Source organism: Bradyrhizobium sp. STM 3561 (assembly GCF_045571455.1).
Classification (GTDB): domain Bacteria; phylum Pseudomonadota; class Alphaproteobacteria; order Rhizobiales; family Xanthobacteraceae; genus Bradyrhizobium; species Bradyrhizobium vignae.
In genome coordinates, this window is sequence record NZ_CP120695.1 from 6,736,603 (window position 1) to 6,757,613 (window position 21,011).

The 21,011-nt window shown below is 63.7% G+C and carries 22 protein-coding genes; 12 read left to right on the forward strand and 10 right to left on the reverse strand.

Annotation, left to right across the window (positions count from 1 at the left end; translation table 11 throughout):
- Positions 1–48: 48 nt before the first annotated feature.
- From mnmG to hemJ, 4 genes are all read right to left on the reverse strand, one after another.
- Positions 49–1,929, reverse strand: coding sequence for a tRNA uridine-5-carboxymethylaminomethyl(34) synthesis enzyme MnmG (gene mnmG, locus P6U28_RS31955; RefSeq protein ID WP_129144350.1), 1,881 nt, complete (start codon positions 1,927–1,929; stop codon positions 49–51).
- 530 nt (positions 1,930–2,459) lie between these two features.
- On the reverse strand, positions 2,460–3,818 hold the full coding sequence (gene mnmE, locus P6U28_RS31960; protein ID WP_129144351.1) for a tRNA uridine-5-carboxymethylaminomethyl(34) synthesis GTPase MnmE: 1,359 nt from the start codon (positions 3,816–3,818) through the stop codon (positions 2,460–2,462).
- Positions 3,819–4,129: 311 nt separating this feature from the next.
- Positions 4,130–5,395, reverse strand: coding sequence for a transcription termination factor Rho (rho, locus tag P6U28_RS31965; RefSeq protein WP_122400261.1), 1,266 nt, complete (start codon positions 5,393–5,395; stop codon positions 4,130–4,132).
- Positions 5,396–5,651: 256 nt separating this feature from the next.
- On the reverse strand, positions 5,652–6,086 hold the full coding sequence (hemJ, locus tag P6U28_RS31970) for a protoporphyrinogen oxidase HemJ (protein ID WP_407120465.1): 435 nt from the start codon (positions 6,084–6,086) through the stop codon (positions 5,652–5,654).
- A 458-nt stretch (positions 6,087–6,544) separates the two neighbouring features.
- On the opposite strand from hemJ, the gene P6U28_RS31975 reads away from it, so the two are divergent.
- Genes P6U28_RS31975 through dnaQ form a run of 4 tightly spaced genes read left to right on the forward strand, consistent with a single transcriptional unit; the run spans position 6,545 to position 9,376 of the window.
- Complete coding sequence (locus P6U28_RS31975; protein WP_122400259.1) at positions 6,545–7,384, forward strand: pyruvate, water dikinase regulatory protein; 840 nt, start codon at positions 6,545–6,547, stop codon at positions 7,382–7,384.
- 8 nt (positions 7,385–7,392) lie between these two features.
- Positions 7,393–8,001 (forward strand): Maf family nucleotide pyrophosphatase, encoded by a 609-nt coding sequence (locus P6U28_RS31980; protein WP_129144353.1) that lies wholly within the window; start codon positions 7,393–7,395, stop codon positions 7,999–8,001.
- A 23-nt stretch (positions 8,002–8,024) separates the two neighbouring features.
- Complete coding sequence (coaE, locus tag P6U28_RS31985) at positions 8,025–8,624, forward strand: dephospho-CoA kinase (RefSeq protein ID WP_122400257.1); 600 nt, start codon at positions 8,025–8,027, stop codon at positions 8,622–8,624.
- Entirely contained in the window at positions 8,624–9,376 is a 753-nt protein-coding gene (gene dnaQ, locus P6U28_RS31990) for a DNA polymerase III subunit epsilon (RefSeq protein WP_283809979.1), read from the forward strand. Before coaE ends, dnaQ begins: the two co-directional genes overlap by 1 nt.
- Here the strand turns inward: dnaQ and secB are convergent.
- Positions 9,367–9,852 (reverse strand): protein-export chaperone SecB, encoded by a 486-nt coding sequence (gene secB / locus P6U28_RS31995; protein ID WP_122400255.1) that lies wholly within the window; start codon positions 9,850–9,852, stop codon positions 9,367–9,369. The two genes, dnaQ and secB, sit on opposite strands and share 10 nt — an antisense overlap.
- 397 nt (positions 9,853–10,249) lie before the next feature.
- On the opposite strand from secB, the gene P6U28_RS32000 reads away from it, so the two are divergent.
- From P6U28_RS32000 to P6U28_RS32010, 3 genes are read left to right on the forward strand one after another with little or no spacing between them, the layout of a single operon-like run.
- Positions 10,250–10,957: a Tim44/TimA family putative adaptor protein gene (locus tag P6U28_RS32000; protein WP_122400254.1), complete on the forward strand. Its 708-nt coding sequence runs from the start codon at positions 10,250–10,252 to the stop codon at positions 10,955–10,957.
- Positions 10,935–12,464 (forward strand): murein transglycosylase A, encoded by a 1,530-nt coding sequence (locus P6U28_RS32005; protein ID WP_164937014.1) that lies wholly within the window; start codon positions 10,935–10,937, stop codon positions 12,462–12,464. The genes P6U28_RS32000 and P6U28_RS32005 overlap by 23 nt, the downstream gene beginning before the upstream one ends.
- Positions 12,461–13,051 (forward strand): Smr/MutS family protein, encoded by a 591-nt coding sequence (locus P6U28_RS32010; RefSeq protein WP_129144354.1) that lies wholly within the window; start codon positions 12,461–12,463, stop codon positions 13,049–13,051. The genes P6U28_RS32005 and P6U28_RS32010 overlap by 4 nt, the downstream gene beginning before the upstream one ends.
- A gap of 87 nt (positions 13,052–13,138) precedes the next feature.
- Here the strand turns inward: P6U28_RS32010 and P6U28_RS32015 are convergent, their stop codons facing one another.
- From P6U28_RS32015 to hslV, 5 genes are all read right to left on the reverse strand, one after another.
- The gene (locus tag P6U28_RS32015; RefSeq protein WP_122400252.1) at positions 13,139–14,263 is read right to left on the reverse strand and encodes a hypothetical protein; all 1,125 of its coding nucleotides are present in this window, start codon (positions 14,261–14,263) and stop codon (positions 13,139–13,141) included.
- Positions 14,264–14,291: 28 nt separating this feature from the next.
- Complete coding sequence (hslU, locus tag P6U28_RS32020; protein WP_122400251.1) at positions 14,292–15,596, reverse strand: ATP-dependent protease ATPase subunit HslU; 1,305 nt, start codon at positions 15,594–15,596, stop codon at positions 14,292–14,294.
- A 49-nt stretch (positions 15,597–15,645) separates the two neighbouring features.
- The gene (locus P6U28_RS32025; RefSeq protein WP_129144355.1) at positions 15,646–16,263 is read right to left on the reverse strand and encodes a DUF2585 domain-containing protein; all 618 of its coding nucleotides are present in this window, start codon (positions 16,261–16,263) and stop codon (positions 15,646–15,648) included.
- The gene (locus P6U28_RS32030) at positions 16,260–16,745 is read right to left on the reverse strand and encodes a GNAT family N-acetyltransferase (protein ID WP_129144356.1); all 486 of its coding nucleotides are present in this window, start codon (positions 16,743–16,745) and stop codon (positions 16,260–16,262) included. The genes P6U28_RS32025 and P6U28_RS32030 overlap by 4 nt, the downstream gene beginning before the upstream one ends.
- A gap of 91 nt (positions 16,746–16,836) precedes the next feature.
- Entirely contained in the window at positions 16,837–17,397 is a 561-nt protein-coding gene (gene hslV, locus P6U28_RS32035; protein WP_122400248.1) for an ATP-dependent protease subunit HslV, read from the reverse strand.
- A gap of 191 nt (positions 17,398–17,588) precedes the next feature.
- Here hslV and hisB point away from each other — a divergent pair, with 191 nt between their 5' ends.
- The 5 genes from hisB (at position 17,589) to hisF (ending at position 20,941) form a co-directional block, all read left to right on the forward strand.
- Positions 17,589–18,182: an imidazoleglycerol-phosphate dehydratase HisB gene (gene hisB, locus P6U28_RS32040; protein ID WP_129144357.1), complete on the forward strand. Its 594-nt coding sequence runs from the start codon at positions 17,589–17,591 to the stop codon at positions 18,180–18,182.
- Between the two features lie 66 nt (positions 18,183–18,248).
- Positions 18,249–18,779 carry a DUF2628 domain-containing protein gene (locus P6U28_RS32045; protein WP_129144358.1) on the forward strand — a complete coding sequence of 177 codons (531 nt, stop codon included), beginning with the start codon at positions 18,249–18,251 and terminating at the stop codon, positions 18,777–18,779.
- Positions 18,776–19,426, forward strand: a complete 651-nt coding sequence (gene hisH, locus P6U28_RS32050; protein WP_122400246.1) for an imidazole glycerol phosphate synthase subunit HisH — start codon at positions 18,776–18,778, stop codon at positions 19,424–19,426. Before P6U28_RS32045 ends, hisH begins: the two co-directional genes overlap by 4 nt.
- Entirely contained in the window at positions 19,423–20,157 is a 735-nt protein-coding gene (gene hisA / locus P6U28_RS32055; RefSeq protein WP_407123131.1) for a 1-(5-phosphoribosyl)-5-[(5-phosphoribosylamino)methylideneamino]imidazole-4-carboxamide isomerase, read from the forward strand. Before hisH ends, hisA begins: the two co-directional genes overlap by 4 nt.
- Before the next feature lie 10 nt (positions 20,158–20,167).
- Positions 20,168–20,941: an imidazole glycerol phosphate synthase subunit HisF gene (gene hisF / locus P6U28_RS32060; protein ID WP_100233257.1), complete on the forward strand. Its 774-nt coding sequence runs from the start codon at positions 20,168–20,170 to the stop codon at positions 20,939–20,941.
- The last annotated feature ends 70 nt before the right edge of the window (positions 20,942–21,011 follow it).

Consider the following 21,011-nt stretch of genomic DNA (forward strand, 5'->3'; position numbering starts at 1 on the left):
CAACAGCGGTCTGTCTCCGCCCGGTCCGCGCTGTTTCACGTGAAACGCCTATGCGATTGCCTTGGAAGTCTTCCTCGCCTCGCGGCGGAGATAGGCCGCGAGGATGCCGAGCGCGGCCGGCGTCATGCCATCGATCCGGCCGGCTTGGCCGACGGTGAATGGCCGCGCCTTCTCCAGCTTGGCGCGGACTTCATTGGAGAGACCGGGGACCAGCTGGTAGTCGACTTCCGACAGCACCATCCCCTCGTCCCGCCGGAAGGCTTCGACGTCGGCGCTCTGGCGCTCCAGGTAGACGTCGTACTTGGCGTCGATCTCGAGGTGGGTGGCGATGATGGGATCGATGGCTGATAGCTCCGGCCAGATCGCACGGACCTGGCTCCAGCCGATATCAGGATAGGCCATCACCTCGAAGGCGGAGCGGCGCTGGCCGTCCCGATTCAGGGACAGCCCGTGCTTGATCGCCTCATTCGGGGTGATCGTCAGTGACTTCGAGAGCGCTCTCGCCGCATTCAGGGCTTCCATCTTGGCGCGATGGTGCTGGGTTCGGGCACTGCCAACGCAACCGAGAGCGATCCCCTTCTCAGTCAGCCGCTGATCGGCATTGTCTGCCCGTAGCGTCAGCCGGTACTCGGCCCTGGAGGTGAACATCCGATAGGGCTCGCTGATCCCGCGGGTGACGAGGTCGTCGATCATCACGCCGAGATAGCCATCCGCCCGGTCGAATACGGTCGGCGCGGCGCCGCTGGCAGAGAGCGCCGCATTCAGGCCGGCGACGATGCCCTGCCCGGCGGCTTCCTCATATCCGGTAGTGCCGTTGATCTGCCCGGCCAGGAACAGCCCCCGCAGACGCTTGGTCTGCAGGGTCGGATCGAGCTCACGGGGGTCGATGTGATCATATTCGATGGCGTAGCCGGGGCGGACCATCTTCACCCGCTCAAGGCCGGGAATGCTCGCGAGGATCGCGAGCTGGACCTCCTCAGGGAGCGAGGTGGAGATGCCGTTGGGATAGACGGTCGTATCGTCGAGCCCCTCCGGCTCCAGGAAGATCTGGTGGCCGTCACGGTCGCCGAAGCGGACGATCTTGTCCTCGATCGAGGGGCAATAGCGGGGACCGGAGCTCTTGATCTGGCCGGAGTACATCGGGGAGCGGTGGACATTGGCCCGGATCACCTCATGGGTCGCGGCCGTGGTCCGGGTGATCCCGCACTGGATCTGCGGGGTCGTGATCCGCTCGGTCAAGACCGAGAACGGCTCCGGGGGCTCGTCGCCAGGCTGCATCTCGACCGCGGACCAGTCGATCGTGGTGCCGTCCAGGCGCGGCGGAGTACCGGTCTTAAGCCGTCCAAGAGTAAAGCCGGCACGCTCGAAGGAGTTGGAAAGACCCATCGCGGGGGCCTCGCCGACGCGTCCGGCGGGCCAGTTTTTCTCGCCGAGGTGGATCAGGCCACGCAGGAAGGTCCCGGTGGTGACGACCACGGCCCCTGCCCGCAGCTCCCGACGGTCCGCCAGGCGGAGCCCGGTCACCCGCCCCTCGACCACGATCAGCTCATCGGCCTCGCCTTCGACGACGGAGAGGCCCTCAGTGTCCCGGATCGCGGCCTGCATGGCAGCCGCGTAGAGCTTGCGGTCCGCCTGGGCCCGCGGTCCCCGGACTGCGGGGCCCTTGCGGCGATTGAGGACGCGAAATTGGATGCCACCGGCATCCGCCACCCGGCCCATCAGACCATCGAGAGCGTCGACTTCGCGAACCAGATGGCCTTTGCCAAGGCCGCCGATGGCCGGATTGCAGGACATCGCGCCAACAGTCGAGAAACGGTGCGTCACCAGCGCCGTCGCCGCCCCCATCCGCGCAGCCGCAGCCGCGGCCTCGCAGCCGGCGTGGCCGCCGCCAATCACGATGACGTCGAAACTCTCTCGCTCTGTTCGCATGGGCGGACTTCTATCCCAGAGCGGAAAAAGCCGGAAGCGGAAACTCGGCGGGCGCGTGTTTCACGTGAAACAACGAGGGCTTGCGGCTGAAAGCGATTTTGCGAAAACAACCCCATGCACAGTAGGAGGCGCCCTGTTCCGCCTCGTGTTTCACGTGAAACGAAATCAAAAGCTCTCTGCCAGGATGGGATCAAACGCGTACTACTAAGCCACTGCCTCGTTTACTGGAGGTACCGATTAGATGCGAGGCGGTCGCCCCACTCTGGCATTGCGAGCGGGTGAAGCAATCCTCTGCGGAGGCTGTCTGGATTTGCTTCGTCGCAAGGGCTCCTCGCAATGACGAGATTGAGGCGCGGCCGCTGGCTCAAACGTGCATCTCTGCCAGATCGGGCAATAGTGCCTAGAGTGACTTAGCAGGGCCGCAGTTTCACCTGAAACAACCGGAACCCGCAAACAGGGACTGCAGGAACCGTCCCTGTTTCACGTGAAACAACGGAGTGGAACAAGAGCTTCCAATGAAGAACTAGCGCCTACTTTCCGATGCAGAACTTCTGGAAAATGGCCCCGAGGACATCCTCGACATCCACCCGGCCGAGCAGCCGGCCTAGGGCATAGGCGGCGGCACGCAGCTCTTCGGCCGCGAGCTCTTCGCCGTCTTCCACAAGCTCCAGACTCCGGCGCAAGCTGTCTGACGCCTGGCGCAACAAATCACGCTGGCGGGCTCGGGTCACCAATGCGCCCTCGGTGGTCCCGAAGAAATTGGCGGCGAATTTCACGAGTGCCTCGACCAGTTCGGGAATGCCGTCACCCCGGCTCGCCGAGATCCCGAACTCGCCTGCCGGCTCTGTTGCCCCGGCTCCGCCAAGGTCGATCTTGTTGCGCACGATCCAGACCGAGCCGCCGGACTCATCACTTCCATCTCCGGACGTCCACAGCGAGGGTCTTGCGTCGGGATCGGCAGCCTGCCCGCCCTCCACCAGCCACAGCACCAAATCGGCGTCCTCGGCTCGCGCCCGCGCCCGACGCACGCCCTCCTGCTCGACGGGATCATCGGTCTCGCGAATGCCGGCGGTGTCAATGACAGTGACGGGATAACCGTCGAGATCGAGCTGCACCTCGATGACGTCGCGCGTAGTCCCGGCATGCGGCGAAACGATCGCGACCTCGCGGCGCGCGAGCTGATTCATCAGCGTCGACTTGCCGACGTTGGGCTCGCCGGCGATCGCAACCACCAGGCCGTCGCGCAGGCGTTCAGAATGTCCTTGTGCGGCAAGGACCTTTGCGATTTCGTCGTGCAGCGCTTTGATCGCTTTCACCGCCGGCGCCCTCAGCGCTGCCGGCACATCGCCTTCATCGGAAAAATCGATACCGGCCTCGATCAGCGCCGAGGCCTCGATGATGCGCTCGCGCCAGTCGCGCGCGCGATCGCCGAGCAGGCCCTGCAATTGGCGCAGCGCCTGACGTCGCTGCCGGTCGGTGTCGGCGTGGATGAGATCGTCGAGGCCCTCGGCCTCGGTCAGGTCGAGCTTGCCATTCTCAAAAGCGCGCCGGGTGAACTCTCCAGGTTCAGCCGCCCGTGTATTCGGAATATTAGAAATCTCCGAAAAGAGCGCCGCCAGCACGGCTCGGCCGCCATGGACGTGAAATTCGGCGATGTCCTCCCCGGTCGCGCTGGCTGGTCCCGGAAACCAGAGCACGACCGCCTCGTCGATCGGCTCGCCCGCACTGTTGCGGAGCAGCCGGCGGCTCGCCTGCCGCGGCGCCGGCAGCTTGCCCGCGAGCGTCGTCAGTACCAGACTGGCCTGCGAGCCCGACACGCGCACCACGGCGATCGCGCTGGGCGCCCGGCCGGATGACAGCGCAAAAATGGTCTGGTCTCGCGGATGCATGGCCTATTTGTCCGGCTCGCGGCGAAAAGGCAAACATCCGTTGTTAGCTGCCGGGCTGCGGGATTTTGCTGCACCGGATCTCACAATGATTAATGTTGCAATGCAATAAACCCCCAGCAATTTTGCTGCAAAAATGCTCGCGCGCGCGGCGGATAGGCTGGCCAAAATTCAAGTATTACTTTTATATATCAACAGATTAAAAGACGTCCCGAACTCGGGTCGCTAGCCACCATTCATGCTGCACTTCGCTGCAGCAAAGCCGCAACAAAAAGAGCGCCCGAAGGCGCCCTTTGTTCCTTGCTGCACTGCACTCATGTGTTCATGGAGTCGAAGAACTCCGAATTGCTCTTGGTCGAGCGCAGCTTGTCGAGCAGGAAGTCGATGGCGTCCATCGTACCCATCGGATTGAGGATGCGCCGGAGCACGTACATCTTCTTGAGCACCTGCGGATCGGTGATGAGCTCCTCCTTGCGGGTGCCGGAGCGCGAGATATCGATCGCCGGGAAGGTACGCTTGTCCGAGACCTTGCGGTCGAGGATCAGCTCCGAGTTACCGGTGCCCTTGAACTCTTCGAAGATGACTTCGTCCATGCGGCTGCCGGTATCAACCAGCGCGGTCGCGATGATGGTCAGCGAGCCGCCCTCCTCGATATTGCGGGCGGCACCGAAGAAGCGCTTCGGGCGCTGCAACGCGTTGGCGTCGACACCGCCGGTCAGCACCTTGCCGGATGACGGCACGACGGTGTTGTAGGCGCGGCCGAGGCGGGTGATCGAATCGAGCAGGATCACCACGTCGCGGCCATGCTCGACCAGGCGTTTGGCTTTCTCGATCACCATCTCGGCGACCTGGACGTGGCGCACCGCCGGCTCGTCGAAGGTCGAGGACACCACCTCGCCCTTCACCGAGCGCTGCATGTCCGTGACTTCTTCCGGACGCTCGTCGATCAGAAGCACGATCAGATAGCATTCCGGATGATTGTGCGTGATCGAGTGCGCGATGTTCTGCATCAGCACGGTTTTACCGGTGCGCGGCGGCGCGACGATCAAGGCGCGCTGGCCCTTGCCGATCGGCGCAACGATGTCGATCACGCGCGCAGACAGGTCTTTTCGCGTCGGATCGTCGATTTCCATGCGGAAGCGCTGGTTCGGAAACAACGGCGTGAGGTTGTCGAAATTGACCTTGTGCTTGGCCTTTTCCGGGTCCTCGAAATTGAGCGTGTTGACCTTCAACAGCGCAAAGTAGCGCTCGCCCTCTTTCGGGCTGCGAATGTGGCCTTCGATGGTGTCACCGGTGCGCAGGCCGAAACGGCGGATCTGCGAGGGCGAAACGTAGATGTCGTCCGGGCCCGGCAGATAATTCGCATCGGGCGAGCGGAGGAAGCCGAAGCCGTCGGAGAGCACCTCAACGACGCCTTCGCCGACGATATCGGTCTCGGCGAGCGAGAGCTGCTTGAGGATGGCGAACAGCAGCTCCTGCTTGCGCATGGTGCTGGCATTCTCGACCCCGTTCTCTTCCGCGAACGAGACGAGCTCGGCCGGGGTTTTCGTCTTGAGGTCCTGGAGTTTGATTTCCCGCATTGGGGTGGTCCTGTGGGGTAACCTGAAAAAGAGGGGGTGCGAGGAGGCTCTGAAATGCGGACGCGAGCAGGTGCAGGTAAGGTCCGCAGGTCTGGCAAGGTGAGTGCCGGTGAGGCTTCAAACCTGATGCGGTGTCCGGCCTCTGGAAAGCTCGGACACAACCACATCCGCCTGCGTTGGGTGGGATGTCGATAATATAGAAAATCGCCCTCCGCTCCGCAAGCCGAAGCGCTGAGCTAATCGTCGGGCCGCTTGCCTAGAACGGCTTCACGATCACCATGATGACGATGAAAATCATCAGGACGGTCGGCACCTCATTGATAATCCGATAGAATTTCTGGCTGTGGGGGCGCCGGTCGGCGGCGAAATCCTTGCACCAGCGGGAAAAAAAGCCGTGGACCGCGGACAGCACCAGCACCAGTGCCAGTTTTACGTGCAGCCAGCCGAACGTGAACCAATGGCCGGACCAGGCCAGATAGAGCCCGGCGAGCCAAGTGACGATCATGGCCGGGTTGATGATCGCCTTGAGCAGCCGACGCTCCATGATCTTGAACGTTTCCGACTGCTTCGAACCGATTTCGGCTTCGCAATGATAAACGAACAGCCGCGGCAGATAGAGCATGCCGGCCATCCAGGAGATGACGGCGATCACGTGCAGCGCCTTGATCCAGAGATAGACGTCTTCGAACATTTTCGCGGTCCGAATTCCTGACCATCTGAGAACGCTGGGGATAGTAAGAACTCATTAAGGTCTTACCCCGCACACATATCCGTCTGCAGTGCCTTCCTCAAATCTAGAATCTTAGATTCTTAAGGTTTGAGTCTTTGTGACCGTGGATTGGACTCACGCAATTCCGTCCGCGAGTTCACGCGCGCTTGTTCACAGCCATCCACATATCCCGGATGGCCTCTTCTGACGTTCGATAAGTCAGTCGGCTTCAAAGGCTTGCGCATTTCTATCGGCAGCTTATCAAGGGGGTTGTTCGCGCAATCCCGTTTCCGTCTCCGCAGGGTGCCGGACTTGTTCTGACGGGCCGCGGTGTGAAGAAAATCGGCACTTGTCCCGCCCCTGGTGTCGCACATCCCTTTCCGAGGGGTTAAGCTCCACAGAAATCCACAAACCGCCCCACCGAAATTCAAAGGGTTTTTGTGCCGACCTCGAACAATTATTTCCATCTGCACCTGGTCTCGGACTCCACGGGTGAGACGCTCATCACCGTGGCGCGCGCGGTCGCGGCCCAATACGCCAACGTGACGCCGGTCGAGCACGTCTATCCGCTGGTGCGCAGCCAGAAGCAGCTCGACCGCGTGCTCGACGAGATCGAGGAAGCGCCGGGAATCGTGCTGTTCACGCTGCTCGAGAAGGATCTGGTCGCGAGACTCGAAGGCAAGTGCAAGGAGATCAACGTTCCGAGCCTGTCGATCATCGGTCCGGTGATGCAGCTGTTCGAAGCCTATCTTGGCGCTGCGACCACAGGCCGCGTCGGCGCTCAGCACGTCCTCAACGCGGAATATTTCAAGCGCATTGACGCCTTGAACTACACGATGATCCATGACGATGGTCAGCATGTCGAGGGTCTCGACGAGGCCGACGTGGTCCTGGTCGGCGTGTCCCGCACCTCGAAGACGCCGACATCGATCTATCTCGCCAATCGCGGCATCCGTACCGCCAACGTGCCGCTGGTTCCGGGCATTCCGGTGCCCTCGCAATTGGAGACGCTGACGCGGCCGCTGGTCGTCAGCCTGCACGCGACGCCGGAACGCCTGATCCAGATCCGCCAGAATCGCCTGCTCTCCATGGGCGCGGAGTCCGGCAGCGACACCTACACCGACAAGCAGTCGGTCACCGAGGAGGTCGCGTTTGCGCGCAAGCTCAGCGCCAAGCATGACTGGCCGCTGCTGGACGTCACGCGCCGTTCGATCGAGGAAACCGCGGCGGCGATCATGAAGCTCTATAGTGATCGCCAACGCAACCGGCCGTCGGAATAGCTTTTGCCATGACACTGTGGCGCGGCACATCCCCGTTGATCCTGGCCTCGCAGAGCAGCGCGCGCAAAATGCTGCTGGCCAATGCCGGGCTCGAATTCGAGGCCGTGACGGCCCATATCGACGAGCGCGGCATTCAGGCCGGCTCGAGACTTTCAAATCCGCGCGAGATCGCCTTGTTGCTGGCGCGAGAAAAGGCCAAGGCCGTTTCGGCGGGTCATCCGGGGAGCTACGTGATTGGGGCCGATCAGACGTTGGCTCTCGGGATGCGGCTCTTCAACAAGCCCGCGGGCCGTCCCCAGGCGATGGCGCAGTTGCGCGATCTCGCCGGCAACGGCCACGAGCTGAATTCGGCGGTGGCCGTGGCGCGTGACGGCAAGATTGTGTTCGAGGACGTTTCGGTCGCTCGCATGACCATGCGAGAGATGACCGACGCCGAGCTTTCGGCCTATCTCGACGCTGCCGGCGATGCCGTCACGACCAGCGTCGGCGCCTATCAGCTCGAAGGGCTTGGCATTCACCTGTTCGAACGGATCGAGGGCGATCATTTCACCATTCTCGGCCTGCCGCTGCTGCCGCTGCTTGCGTTCCTGCGGCGCGAAAGGCTAGTTGCGGTGTGAATGACAGAGATGGCTGGGCGTTGATGCGGATCCTCGGACTGACCGGCTCGATCGGGATGGGCAAATCCACCACTGCGAAGCTGTTCGCGGAGGCCGGTGTTCCCGTCTACGATGCCGACGCTGCCGTGCATCAGCTCTATGAGGGTGAAGCAGCCCCGGCGATCGAGGCGGCCTTCCCCGGCACCACCGTGAACGGCAAGGTCGACCGGCAAAAACTATCGGCGCGCGTCGTGCACGATCCTGCCGCGATCAAGCAGCTCGAGCAGATCGTTCATCCGATGCTTGGCGCCTCCCGGCAGAAATTCTTCGCTGACGCCGAGGCTGCCAAGGCGCCGGTGGTAGTGCTGGACATTCCGCTGCTGTTCGAGACCGGCGGCGAGAAGCGGGTCGACGCCGTCGTCGTGGTCTCGACCTCGCCCGAACTCCAGCGCCAGCGGGTGCTGGAGCGCGGCACGATGGACGAGGCCAAGCTCGACGCCATCATCGCCAAGCAGACGCCGGATGCCGAGAAGCGCAAGCGGGCCGATTTCGTGGTGGATACCTCACACGGACTCGACCCGGTGCGCGACCAAATCAAGCACATCCTGGCCGAGGTCGTTAAGATGCCGCAGCGGCGAGCCTGATTCGCCGTCTCACACGGCTTCTTGACGGCATGCGCGAAATCGTCCTCGACACCGAAACCACCGGCCTCGATCCGCTCCGCGGCGACCGACTGGTCGAAATCGGCTGCGTCGAGATCTTCAATCGCATGCCGACGGGACAGAGCTTTCACGTCTACATCAACCCCGAACGGGACATGCCGGCGGAAGCGTTCGCCGTGCACGGACTATCGTCCGAATTCCTGGCGACCAAGCCATTGTTCCACGAGATCGCCGACGAGTTTCTGGCGTTCATTGGCGATGCGCCGCTGGTGATCCACAACGCTTCGTTCGACATCGGCTTCATCAATGCCGAGCTCGACCGCATCAAGCGCGCCGCGATCCCGCGCGAGCGGCTGGTGGATACGCTGCTGCTGGCGCGTCGCAAGCATCCCGGCGTGTCCAACCGGCTGGACGATCTCTGCTCGCGTTACGCCATCGACAATTCGCACCGCACCAAGCACGGTGCGCTGCTGGACGCCGAGCTGCTGGCTGAGGTCTATGTCGATCTGGTCGGGGCGCGGCAGTCGCAGCTGCTGCTGGCTTCGGACGCCCAGGAGATTCGCGTCAGTGCGGCCGGCGATGCGCCGCGGCGGCAGCGCTTGGAGCCGCTTGCGCCGCGGATTTCGGAGGCCGAGCGCGAGGCCCATCGGGCCTTCATCGCAACGATGGGCGACAAGGCGATCTGGAACGAGTACCTGCCCGCTCCAGCCGCCGTGGCGGCCGCTCAGGCCTGACCAGCTTGACCCTGAGCGGCCATTTGCCGCTCCATGTTCTGGCGATAGAGACCGACGAAGTCGACCGGATCCAGCATCAGCGGCGGGAACCCGCCGTCGCGCACGGCCGTTGCGATGATCTCGCGGGCGAACGGGAACAGCAAACGCGGGCACTCGATCATGACCAGCGGATGAAGGTTCTCCTTGGGCACGTTGGCGATGCGGAACACGCCGGCATAGGCGAGCTCGAACGAGAACATCAGCTTGCTCGCGGCCTCGGCCTTGCCCTCGACCGACAACGTCACCTCGAACTCCTGTTCGCTGAGGTTGTTGGCGCTGACATTGATCTGGATGTTGATCTGCGGCGGTTGGCTCTGCTGCTGCAGCGAGCTCGGCGCGTTCGGATTTTCGAACGAGAGGTCCTTGGTATATTGCGCCAGCACGTTCAGCTGGGGAGCCTGGGCCGCCTCGGGAGGGGTGCCGTTACCGTTGGTCATGAAAGTCTCTCCTTACCCGATTTGGGCTGAATTTCGCGGCGGTTGGCTAACATAGGGCCGCCTCGTTCCACAAGGACGAACGGTCCCGGATCAAGGATTCGGGCCGCGCCCGGAGCTTTGACATTCATCCTGCCTTTTCCGCGAAATTGCGCCTTAAACGATTGAAGATGCGCGATTTCCGGGCAGGATCGGGTTTCCCCTTAAGCATAAAACGCGCTACACTCGGCGCTGTGCCAAAAGGCGCCATTGGCCGGGCAAGATTTCGTGCCTACATCCCGAGGACCTGATGTGGATCCAAAATGGTGATGTAGACTTGCCGTTTCCGCGAGGAACGGTCTACTGGCCGGATTGATTTTCCCGGCAACGACCCCTGAAAAGACCAGAAAGCGAATACGACGTGGACATCTACACCATCATATTCCTGGCGCTGGCAGTCTTCATCTTCCTGAGACTGCGTAGCGTGCTGGGGCAGCGCACCGGCAACGAGCGGCCGCCGTTCGATCGCACCGCCGCCCGCAATGCGCTGGGGGGTGCTCAGGACAACAACGTCGTGACCATGCCGGGCAAGGTGATCGACCAGGCCCCGCTGGCGCCGACGGCCGAGCCGACCGCGCCCTCCGATCGCTGGAAAGGGCTGGCCGAGCCGGGCACTGCGCTGGCGCAGGGGCTCGATGCCATCGTCGAGAAGGATTCCAGCTTCGACCCGCGCCATTTCCTCTCGGGCGCGCGCGGCGCCTACGAGATGATCGTGCTGGCCTTCGCCAATGGCGACCGCCGCGCGCTGCGCGACCTGTTGTCGTCGGAGGTCTATGAGAGCTTCGACGCCGCGATCAGGGAACGCGAGAAGAACGAGCAAAAGACCGAGACGCGCTTCGTCTCGATCGACAAGGCCGAGCTCGTCGGCGCAGAGCTGCGCGACCGCACTGCCCAGCTCACCGTGCGCTTCGTTTCGCAGATGATCTCGGCCACCCGAGACAAGGCCGGCAACATCGTCGATGGCAGTGCCGATACGGTCGCCGACATCACCGACATCTGGACTTTCGCCCGCGACACCTCCTCCCGCGATCCGAACTGGAAGCTGGTTGGCACCGGAAGCGCGAATTAAGCTTTTCCTGAAGACCGGCGCGACGGCGCTTTGCGCAGGTGCCGTCGCGCTGTCGTCGTTTTCGCTCGGCGCAGAGGCGGCGCGGCGCCACCATCGCAGTCAGCACCAGCATCTGTCGCACGTGCCTGCCGCTCCGCCGCGGCCCTTGCCCTATCCGCAGCTCTCCCTGCCGTTCGAAATTCCCGGCGCGCAATATCTGCCGCTGGCCTGGGCGGACGTGAAGGGTTGGGGCGCGGACGATCATCTCGCCGCCTACAAGACCTTCCGTGCCAGCTGCCGATCGATCAATGCGCAGAACGGCGCGGCCGAACCCAAGGCTTTGGGCGCCTCGCTGAGCGAGCCTTGCCGGGTTGCCAAAACGCTCGATCTCACCGACGACGCCAAAGCGAAGACCTTCTTCGAGGAGAATTTCGCACCGCTGCGGATCTCGCGCCTCGGCGAGCCCGATGGTTTCGTCACCGGCTATTACGAGCCGGTGCTGGAGGGATCGCGCACGCAGACCGACGTCTACAACGTGCCGGTCTATCGTCGTCCCTCGAATCTGTTCGTCCGCGGCTACAAGCAGGATTCGATCAGCCTGCCCAACAAAGGCCCGGTCTATCGCAAGATCGGCCGCCGCAAGCTGGTGCCCTATTACGACCGCGGCGAGATCGAGGACGGCAAGATCGCCGGTCGCGGGCTGGAGATCGCCTGGCTGAAGGACCCGACTGATCTGTTGTTCGCCCAGATTCAGGGCTCGGCGCGGATCAAGTTCGAGGACGGCAGCACGGTTCGGCTCAATTACGACGCCTATAACGGCTATCCCTACACGGCCGTCGGTCGCATCCTGATCGAGCGCGGCATCATCCCGAAAGAGGAGATGTCGATGCAGAAGATCAGGGAGTGGATGGCGCAGAACCCCGACGGCGCCAAGGAGCTGCGCCGCCAGAATCGCGCCTACATCTTCTTCCGCGAGGTCAACCTCTCCGACAAGGATGAGGCGGTAGGCGCGCAGGGCATTCCGCTGACCGCGGGACGCTCGATCGCGGTCGACAAATCGCTGCATGTCTACGGCACGCCGTTCTTCATCGAGGGCGAGCTGCCGATCGAATCCGAACGCGCCAAGACGCCGTTCCATCGGCTGATGATCGCGCAGGACACCGGTTCGGCCATTATTGGACCTGCGCGCGCCGATCTGTTTTTCGGTGCTGGCCAGGAGGCAGGCCGTATCTCCGGACGGCTGCGCCACCCCATGCATTTCGTGATGCTGATACCGAAGAGCCTCGATCCCGGCCCGCGCGCCGCGAAGCTGCCGATACCTGACCCCAGGCCCTCGGAGAAGATCGCAAAACTGTTTCCGCAAACCGACCCGGCGACGACGGGCACGCCTGCCGCCGCCGCGGCGCAAGGCAAGAACGAAACGGTTGCCATCGCCGGCCCCGTTCCGCTACCGGTGCCGCGTCCCGCGATCGAGCCTGCCTCCGAACCGCGTCGACCGGTGAAGAATCGTCCTCATCGGCAGCAATGAAACGATCGTCCCGTCCGCCCGTGCTGGAGTCCCGCCCCTCGCCGCGCCGTCGCGCGCTGAGCGAGGAGGAGCGCGAGCTGTGGGATACGGTTGCAAAGCATGTCAAGCCGCTGAGGAAGCATCGCATGGCGAAGGCACAGGCCGCGCCGCGCGCTGAGCCGACACCCGCTGTGCCTGCCATGCGACCCGCGTCATCGCAGCGACCCGTCGCCGCCGCGCCGTCGCCGCGTGTCGCAAAACCGTCCGTGCCGCCCTTGGCGCCGCTCGGCAAGCGCGAGCGGACGAAGCTCTCGCGCGGCCGCAGTGAGATCGAGGCGCGACTCGATCTGCACGGCATGACCCAGACGCGCGCCCATCGCGCGCTGTCCGGTTTCCTGCACCGCGCCCACCAGGACGGCCTGACCTTCGTGCTCGTGATCACCGGCAAGGGCCGCAGCGGCGGCGAGACCGGCGTGCTCCGCCGCCAGGTTCCGGAATGGTTGAGCCTGCCCGAATTCCGCGCCTTCGTCGTCGGCTTCGAGACTGCGCATATCGGCCACGGCGGCGAGGGCGCGCTGTATGTGCGGATCAGGCGGGCGAGAGGTTAGATAGCGAGTCCACACCTCTCCCGCTCGCAAGCGGGAGAGGGAGCGCACCGTCTCCGGAGCTGGCCGATCGTCTCAGAGCTGATCGTCTCAGAACGGCCGGACGATTCCGACGCGCGGGATCAAGGTGATGATCAGCCCCAAGATGTTTGTCCTCTGATGCTCCGCCGGAATCAGCGCAGTCTCGCGCTTGGCCGGCAGCATCTTCACTGCATGCAGGATCAGGAACATGCACACCGCCCAGTTCGAGATCCAGCGCGAATAGTCGAACACCATCACGAACATCACGAGATAAGCGAGGCTGATCCCGATCAACGCTGCGATGATGAGGCGGCGCTGCGTTTCGCTCGCGAGCGCGCCGATCAGGTTCGCAACATAGCGCCAAAGCGGCGTGTGCAGCCAGATCAAGAGTGCGAACACGGGCACGCCGAGGATATTGTGCGGCAGGCGGCCCCAGGTGTCGGCAACCTCCTTCGCCAGCGGCTGGTACCAGATGTAGGCGAATTGCAGCAGGTCGGCGCGCGATGGATCGGCCATCCGGCTCTTCAGATACGCGACGAAATCCGCTTCGGGGATCGGCATCGTTCCCTGGAATTGCGCCGCAAAGAACAATGCGGAGACGGCGGCGAGGGCGACGCTACCGAAAGCAATGTTGGTGCGATTGTAGCCATGGGTCAGGTAGTGCCTGATCACGACGATGGTGATGATCGTCGGCACATACATCAACAGATGAATGTGATGGATCAGCACGAGAATGATCGAGAACAGCGCGGCCGCGGCAACGAACAGCAACGAGCCTGCGGGCATCAGCAGCAGCACGATCGCCAGCGCGCAGCCATAAATGTCGAAATGGCCGAGCGTGTGCATGAAGTTCTTCAGGAAGAACGGCGAGCCTGCGGTGAAGACGAACAGGGGCAGCGTCTTCGCGCTGAAGCCGAACGTCTTCTCGAATAGCTTTGCGTACAGCCCCAGCGTCGCCAGCCACGTCACGCCGCCGAGCGCGAACACCAGCCATACCGGCACCTTGTTCGTGAACAGCGCGACGATCGCCCCGATCAGCGCGCGCTTGATGAAGCCGAAATGGTAGTCGACCAGGAGGTGGATATAGGGGACGTAAGGCGGCAGCTGGATCTTGTGGATGAAGACGCCGACGATGATCGCGGCGTTGATCGCGAGCAGGAGTCGCCAGGGATTTTGCAGGATGCGTACGGTCACGCCGCATCAATAGCGTGACCGGCCCGAATTACAAAATGAACCGGCTCAGATCCGCGTTCTTGGCGAGGTCGCCGATGTGCTTCTGCACGTAATCCGCGTCGAGCCGGATGGTCTCGCCGTTACGGTCGGGGGCGGTGAAGGAGATCTCGTCCAGCACCCGCTCCATCACGGTCTGCAGCCGCCGCGCGCCGATGTTCTCGACGGTGGAATTGACGGCCACCGCAATGTCGGCCAGAGCATCGATGGCGCTGTCGCTGATGTCGAGCGTCACGCCCTCGGTCTGCATCAGCGCGACATATTGCTTGATCAGCGAGGCTTCGGGCTCGGTCAGGATGCGGCGCATGTCGTCGCGGGTCAGGGCCTGCAATTCGACTCGGATCGGCAGGCGGCCCTGCAATTCCGGCAGCAGGTCGGACGGCTTGGCGACGTGGAAGGCGCCCGAGGCGATGAACAGGATGTGGTCGGTCTTGACTGCGCCGTGCTTGGTCGAGACCGTGGTGCCTTCGATCAGCGGCAGGAGATCGCGCTGCACGCCCTCGCGCGAGACGTCGCCGCCGACGCGGCCGTCGCGGGCGCAGATCTTGTCGATCTCGTCGAGGAACACGATGCCGTTGTTCTCGACCGCGCTGATCGCTTCCAGCGTCAGCTGCTCGGTATCCAGGAGCTTGTCGGATTCCTCGTTGACGAGGATCTCGTGCGAACCTTCCACGGTCAGCCGCCGCGTCTTGCTGCGGCCGCCCAGCTTGCCGAAGATGTCGCCGATCGAGATCGCGCCCATCTGCGCGCCCGGCATGCCCGGGATCTCGAACATCGGCATGCCTCCGCCGGACGATTGCGTCTCGATCTCGATTTCCTTGTCGTTGAGCTCGCCGGCGCGCAGCTTCTTGCGGAAGGATTCCCGAGTCGCCGAGCTGGAATTGGCGCCGACCAGCGCGTCGAGCACGCGCTCCTCGGCGGCAAGTTGGGCGCGCGCTTGCACGTCCTTGCGCTTCCTCTCGCGCACCTGCGCGATCGCAACCTCGACGAGATCGCGCACGATCTGCTCGACATCGCGGCCGACATAGCCGACCTCGGTGAATTTCGTGGCTTCCACCTTCAGGAACGGCGCATTGGCGAGCTTGGCGAGCCGCCGCGCGATTTCCGTCTTGCCGACGCCGGTGGGGCCGATCATCAAGATGTTCTTCGGCAGCACCTCTTCGCGCAAGGAGCCTTCGAGCTGTTGCCGGCGCCAGCGGTTGCGCAGCGCGATCGAGACGGCGCGCTTGGCGTCGTCCTGGCCGACGATGAAACGGTCGAGTTCGGAAACGATTTCGCGGGGGGAGAAGTCTGTCATGTCTGATTAGCTAGGGCGGGAGGCGGCCAAGGACAAGCCGCAATTTAGGTCAGATGATCGGCGGGCCGGATTGCCATTGTTTCACGGCCTCGAGCGGATGGATCAGCATCAGGATATTGAGCGTCAGATTGTCACGAATGTGGAGCGCCAGCATGATTTCGAAGGCAAGTCCGAGCAGCACGGTCGCGCTGATGGGCAGCATGCGAGCGGCAAGGAACCCCAGGACCATGGCCAGATTGTCCGAGACCGAATTGACGATGCTGTCGCCATAGTAATCCAGCGAGATCGTGCCCGCGCGGTAGCGCTCGATGATGAAGGGCGAGTTCTCGACGATCTCCCAGGCGCCTTCGATCACCATGGCGATGATCAGCCGCGCCGGCCAGGACAAAGGCAGGAGCGGCAGCCGTGCGAACAGCAGCCAGGTCAAGCCGTAGAACAGGAAGCCGTGCAGCACGTGCGAAAAGCTATACCAGTCGGCGATCTGCTGCGAATTCTCCGAGCTGTTCACCACGCCGTGCCAGAGCTTGATGGTGCCGCAGGTGCAGATCGGGACCCGCCCCATCGCAAGCAGGATCGAGGCCTGCAGCGCCAGCAGCAACAGCGCGAGGCCGGCCCAGGCGAGCGGTGGGACCGCGACCTTGCTCTCGCTCGCCTGCGCCAGCGTCACGGTTCGCAAACCATCAGCAGTGCCGGACCGTCCGGCGTCGCGACCATGCGGTCGCGGATGAATCCAGCCCTCTCGTAAGCGCGTATCGCGCGCAGGTTCAGCGGGTCCGGATCGGTGACCATGCGGGCCAGACCATGCCGCAGCTGTTCGTCGACGAACTGGCGGATGAACGCCGAGCCGTGGCCGCGTGCGATCATGTTGCCGTCGCCGATGAACAGGTCGATCCCACGCGTGCCCTCCGGTTGCGGCCCGAAGCCTGTATTCCAGGCGGTCAGGCGGTAGCACTGAAGATAGCCGAATGGCCTGTCGCCGGCCAACACGATGAACTGATCCATCGCGGGCTCATCGAGATCGCCGCTGACCAGCGCAAACTGTTCATCCGGATCGCCCCACCATTCCCGCACATGAGCCTCATCCAGCCACCGCCGGATCAGCGGCAGGTCGGCCGCGGTCATCGGATGGAAGGCATAGCTTGGGGTCATCTAGCAACCACGGCGGTGCTGCGCTCCCTCTGCCGCCTGCAAGCGGGAGAGGTTACACCGACTCTGGAGCTCCGCTGTTCGGTCAAAGCCCCTACCCGCTCGCCAGGCTCTCGATGGTCACATTCCGGTTTGTGTAGACGCAGATGTCGGCGGCAATGTCGAGGGAGCGGCGGACGATGGTCTCGGCGTCCTTGTCGGTGTCGAGCAGGGCCCGCGCCGCGGCCAGGGCGTAGTTGCCGCCGGAGCCGATCGCCATCACGCCGGCTTCGGGCTCGAGCACGTCGCCGGTGCCTGTCAGCACCAGCGAGACGTCCTTGTCGGCCACGATCATCATTGCCTCCAGCCGCCGCAGATAGCGGTCGGTGCGCCAGTCCTTGGCGAGCTCCACGGCCGCCCGGGTCAGCTGCCCCGGATATTGCTCGAGCTTGGATTCCAGCCGCTCGAACAGCGTGAAGGCGTCGGCGGTGGCACCGGCGAAGCCGCCGATCACGTCGCCCTTGCCGAGCTTGCGGACCTTCTTGGCGTTGGCCTTGATCACGGTCTGGCCGATCGAGACCTGGCCGTCACCGCCGACCACCACCTTGCCGCCCTTGCGGACTGTCAAAATCGTGGTGCCGTGCCAGTGAGGTGAGCTGTTCTGGGAATCCTGCATGAAATACCTCGTTGTCCGGCCTGATTTAGGCGGTCAGAGCTGAGGGTACAACGGGCCGTTTCGGGCTCAATTTCGCTCACCATAGGCAGAAGTAGAGGCCCGGCCGGCCGTTCCCGCAGTAGCGAAGGTGTCATTTGGCTGTTAATAGACTGGCGTTTTCGGCTCAAAGCTAGAATGGAAACCGCATTTCAATGCGCACCGCGACGATCAAGCGCAAGACCAAGGAAACCGACATCGAGGTCTCCGTGAACCTCGATGGCACCGGCGTGGCCAATATCGCGACCGGCATCGGCTTTTTCGACCATATGCTCGATCTTCTCGCCCGCCATTCCCGCATCGACCTCACGGTCAAGGCCGTGGGCGATCTGCACATTGACTATCACCATACCACCGAAGACACCGGCATCGCACTCGGCCAGGCGGTCAAGCAGGCGCTCGGCAACATGGCGGGTATCACCCGCTATGCCGGCGTGCACATGCCCATGGACGAGACGCTGTCGCGCGTGGTCATCGACATCTCGGGCCGCCCGTTCCTGGTGTTCAAGGCCGACTTCCCCCGCGACAGGATCGGTGAGTTCGACACCGAGCTGGTGCGCGAATGGTTCCAGGCCTTCGCCATCAACGCCGGCGTGACTCTCCACGTCGAGACCCTATATGGCGATAACAGCCACCATATCGCCGAGTCCTGCTTCAAGGGTCTGGCGCGGGCGCTGCGCACCGCCGTTGCGATCGATCCGAAGGCGGCGGGTGAAATCCCCTCCACCAAGGGCTCGCTGGGCGGCTGACATCTCCGTCTCGCGGCGAACGCGAGCCGGCGGTATCACTGAATTTTCGAGAACGGGGGCATCACCATGCCTGTCTACACAGTTCATGCTCCCAGCCCAGGCGGGGCCGATCTGCGCGCGGGGGACAAATTCGTCTTCGTGCGCGACGGCTTCCATTTCTGGGCGATGATCTTCGGCCCGTTCTGGCTGCTGTGGAATCGGCTGTGGCTGGTGCTCATCGGCTGGCTGATTTTCATGGCGGCATTCCATGCAGGCCTCTCCAGCCTGGGTCTCGGCCGGAGCTCGATCTTCTTCGCCGACATCGTCGTCGCGCTGTTGACGGGGCTTGAGGCTTCCAGCCTGCGGCGCTGGACGCTGTCGCGCGGCAAGTGGCGGCAGCTCGACATCGTCGTCGCCGAGGACCGTGACACCGCCGAGCGTCGCTTCTTCGAGCGCTGGAGCCAGAAGCAGCACGGCATCGTCAACGATCAATGGGCCGTCGATCGCGGCGGCCCGCCGCCGACCCGCGGCGTGCCGGGTCAGCAATTCTCGAACCCGCCGCCGCTTCCGGCCGGCGGCATCATTGGATTGTTTCCAGAACCGGGAGGGTCAAGATGAGCGTCGCCATCATCGATTACGGTTCCGGCAATCTGCATTCCGCCGCCAAAGCGTTCGAGCGCGCTGCGCGCAGTCTGGAGAGCCCGCAAAAGGTCTTCGTCACCAGCGATCCGGACCAGGCCTACGAGGCTGACCGCCTGGTGCTCCCAGGCGTCGGCGCCTTCGCTGATTGCCGGCGCGGCCTTGATGCCGTCAACGGCATGGTCGAGGCGATCACCGAAGCGGTGCGCGTCAAGGCGCGGCCGTTCTTCGGCATCTGCGTCGGCATGCAGCTGATGGCGAGCCGCGGCAAGGAGCACGTCATCACCGAGGGCCTGAACTGGATCGGCGGCGACGTCGAGAAGATCACGCCGCGCGATGAAAGCCTGAAGATCCCGCACATGGGCTGGAATACGCTCGAGGTGCTCAGGGAGCATCCGGTGCTGAACAAGCTGCCGCTCGGCCCCAAGGGCCAGCACGCTTATTTCGTGCACTCCTACCACCTCAACGCCGCCAATGAGGCGGACGTGCTCGCGCGCGCCGATTACGGCGGGCCTGTCACCGCGATCGTCGCGAAGGACACCGCCATCGGTACCCAATTCCACCCCGAGAAGAGCCAGCGTTTCGGCCTGGCTCTGATCTCGAACTTCTTGCGATGGAAGCCGTGATCCTCTTTCCCGCGATCGACCTCAAGAACGGCCAATGCGTGCGCCTCGAGCAAGGCGACATGGCGCGCGCGACCGTTTTCAATCTCAATCCCGCAGCCCAGGCGCAGAGCTTTGCCGAGCAGGGTTTTGAATATCTCCACGTCGTCGACCTCGATGGGGCGTTCGCCGGCAAGCCGGTGAATGCTGAGGCCGTCGTGGCGATGCTGAGGACGATCAAGATCCCGGTGCAGCTCGGCGGCGGCATCCGCGATCTCGCCACCGTCGAGGCTTGGCTCGACAAGGGCATCAGCCGCGTCATCATCGGCACCGCCGCGGTGCGCGATCCCGAGCTGGTGAAGTCAGCGGCGAAGAAATTCCCCGGCCGCGTGGCCGTGGGCCTCGATGCCCGCGACGGCAAGGTCGCGGTCGAAGGCTGGGCCGAGACCTCGCAGGTGACCGTGCTGGAGATCGCCAAGCGCTTCGAGGATGCCGGCGTTGCTGCGATCATCTTCACCGACATCGCGCGCGACGGCCTGCTCAAGGGCCTGAACCTCGACGCGACCATCGCGCTGGCCGATGCCATCTCGATCCCTGTGATCGCCTCCGGCGGTCTCGCCTCGATCGAGGACGTCAAGGCGATGCTGACGCTGCGTGCGAGAAAGCTCGCCGGGGCGATCGCGGGCCGTGCGCTCTATGACGGCCGGCTCGATCCCGCCGCCGCCCTCACCTTGATCCGCAATGCGCGCGCGTAGGAGCTGACCCATGTTCAAGGTGCGCGTGATCCCCTGCCTCGACGTGAAGGATGGCCGCGTCGTCAAGGGTGTCAACTTCGTCGATCTGCGCGATGCCGGCGATCCCGTCGAGGCCGCGATCGCCTATGATGCCGCCGGCGCCGACGAGCTGACCTTCCTCGACATCACCGCGACCCATGAGAACCGCGGCATCATGCTGGACGTGGTCCGGCGCACGGCGGAGGCCTGCTTCATGCCTGTCACCGTCGGTGGCGGGGTGCGCGAGGTGAACGACATCAAGACGCTGCTGCGCGCCGGCGCCGACAAGGTCTCGATCAACAGCGCCGCGGTGGCGCGGCGGGAGTTCGTCAAGGAAGCCGCCGAAAAATTCGGCGAACAGTGTGTGGTGGTTGCGATCGATGCCAAGCGCGTCAAGCGCCCTGGTGGCGACCGCTGGGAGATCTTCACCCATGGCGGCCGCAACTCCACCGGTATCGATGCCATCGAATATGCCCAGGAAGTGGTCGCGCTCGGCGCCGGTGAAATCCTGCTCACCTCGATGGACCGCGACGGCACCAGGCAAGGTTTCGACATTCCGCTGACCCGCGCTATCGCCGACAGCGTTCCCGTTCCCGTGATCGCCTCGGGTGGCGTCGGCAATCTCGACCATCTCGTCGACGGCATCCGCGACGGGCACGCCACGGCTGTGCTGGCCGCCTCGATCTTCCACTTCGGGGAATTCACCATTCGCGAAGCCAAGGAGCACATGGCGCGGCGTGGGCTGCCGATGCGCCTGGATGCCTGACGACTCCGGTTCATAACAATGCTACATTGGCGGACGGGAATGGCCGCCGTGGCCAAATGTATTGCCAAGC

Bases quoted from the DNA above. Each gene is read 5' to 3' on its own strand.
- mnmG (WP_129144350.1), bottom strand. From the start codon at position 1,929: ATGCGAACAGAGCGAGAGAGTTTCGACGTCATCGTGATTGGCGGCGGC.
- mnmE (WP_129144351.1), bottom strand. From the start codon at position 3,818: ATGCATCCGCGAGACCAGACCATTTTTGCGCTGTCATCCGGCCGGGCG.
- rho (WP_122400261.1), bottom strand. From the start codon at position 5,395: ATGCGGGAAATCAAACTCCAGGACCTCAAGACGAAAACCCCGGCCGAG.
- hemJ (WP_407120465.1), bottom strand. From the start codon at position 6,086: ATGTTCGAAGACGTCTATCTCTGGATCAAGGCGCTGCACGTGATCGCC.
- P6U28_RS31980 (WP_129144353.1), top strand. From the start codon at position 7,393: ATGACACTGTGGCGCGGCACATCCCCGTTGATCCTGGCCTCGCAGAGC.
- coaE (WP_122400257.1), top strand. From the start codon at position 8,025: ATGCGGATCCTCGGACTGACCGGCTCGATCGGGATGGGCAAATCCACC.
- secB (WP_122400255.1), bottom strand. From the start codon at position 9,852: ATGACCAACGGTAACGGCACCCCTCCCGAGGCGGCCCAGGCTCCCCAG.
- P6U28_RS32010 (WP_129144354.1), top strand. From the start codon at position 12,461: ATGAAACGATCGTCCCGTCCGCCCGTGCTGGAGTCCCGCCCCTCGCCG.
- hslU (WP_122400251.1), bottom strand. From the start codon at position 15,596: ATGACAGACTTCTCCCCCCGCGAAATCGTTTCCGAACTCGACCGTTTC.
- P6U28_RS32030 (WP_129144356.1), bottom strand. From the start codon at position 16,745: ATGACCCCAAGCTATGCCTTCCATCCGATGACCGCGGCCGACCTGCCG.
- hslV (WP_122400248.1), bottom strand. From the start codon at position 17,397: ATGCAGGATTCCCAGAACAGCTCACCTCACTGGCACGGCACCACGATT.
- hisB (WP_129144357.1), top strand. From the start codon at position 17,589: ATGCGCACCGCGACGATCAAGCGCAAGACCAAGGAAACCGACATCGAG.
- P6U28_RS32045 (WP_129144358.1), top strand. From the start codon at position 18,249: ATGCCTGTCTACACAGTTCATGCTCCCAGCCCAGGCGGGGCCGATCTG.
- hisH (WP_122400246.1), top strand. From the start codon at position 18,776: ATGAGCGTCGCCATCATCGATTACGGTTCCGGCAATCTGCATTCCGCC.
- hisF (WP_100233257.1), top strand. From the start codon at position 20,168: ATGTTCAAGGTGCGCGTGATCCCCTGCCTCGACGTGAAGGATGGCCGC.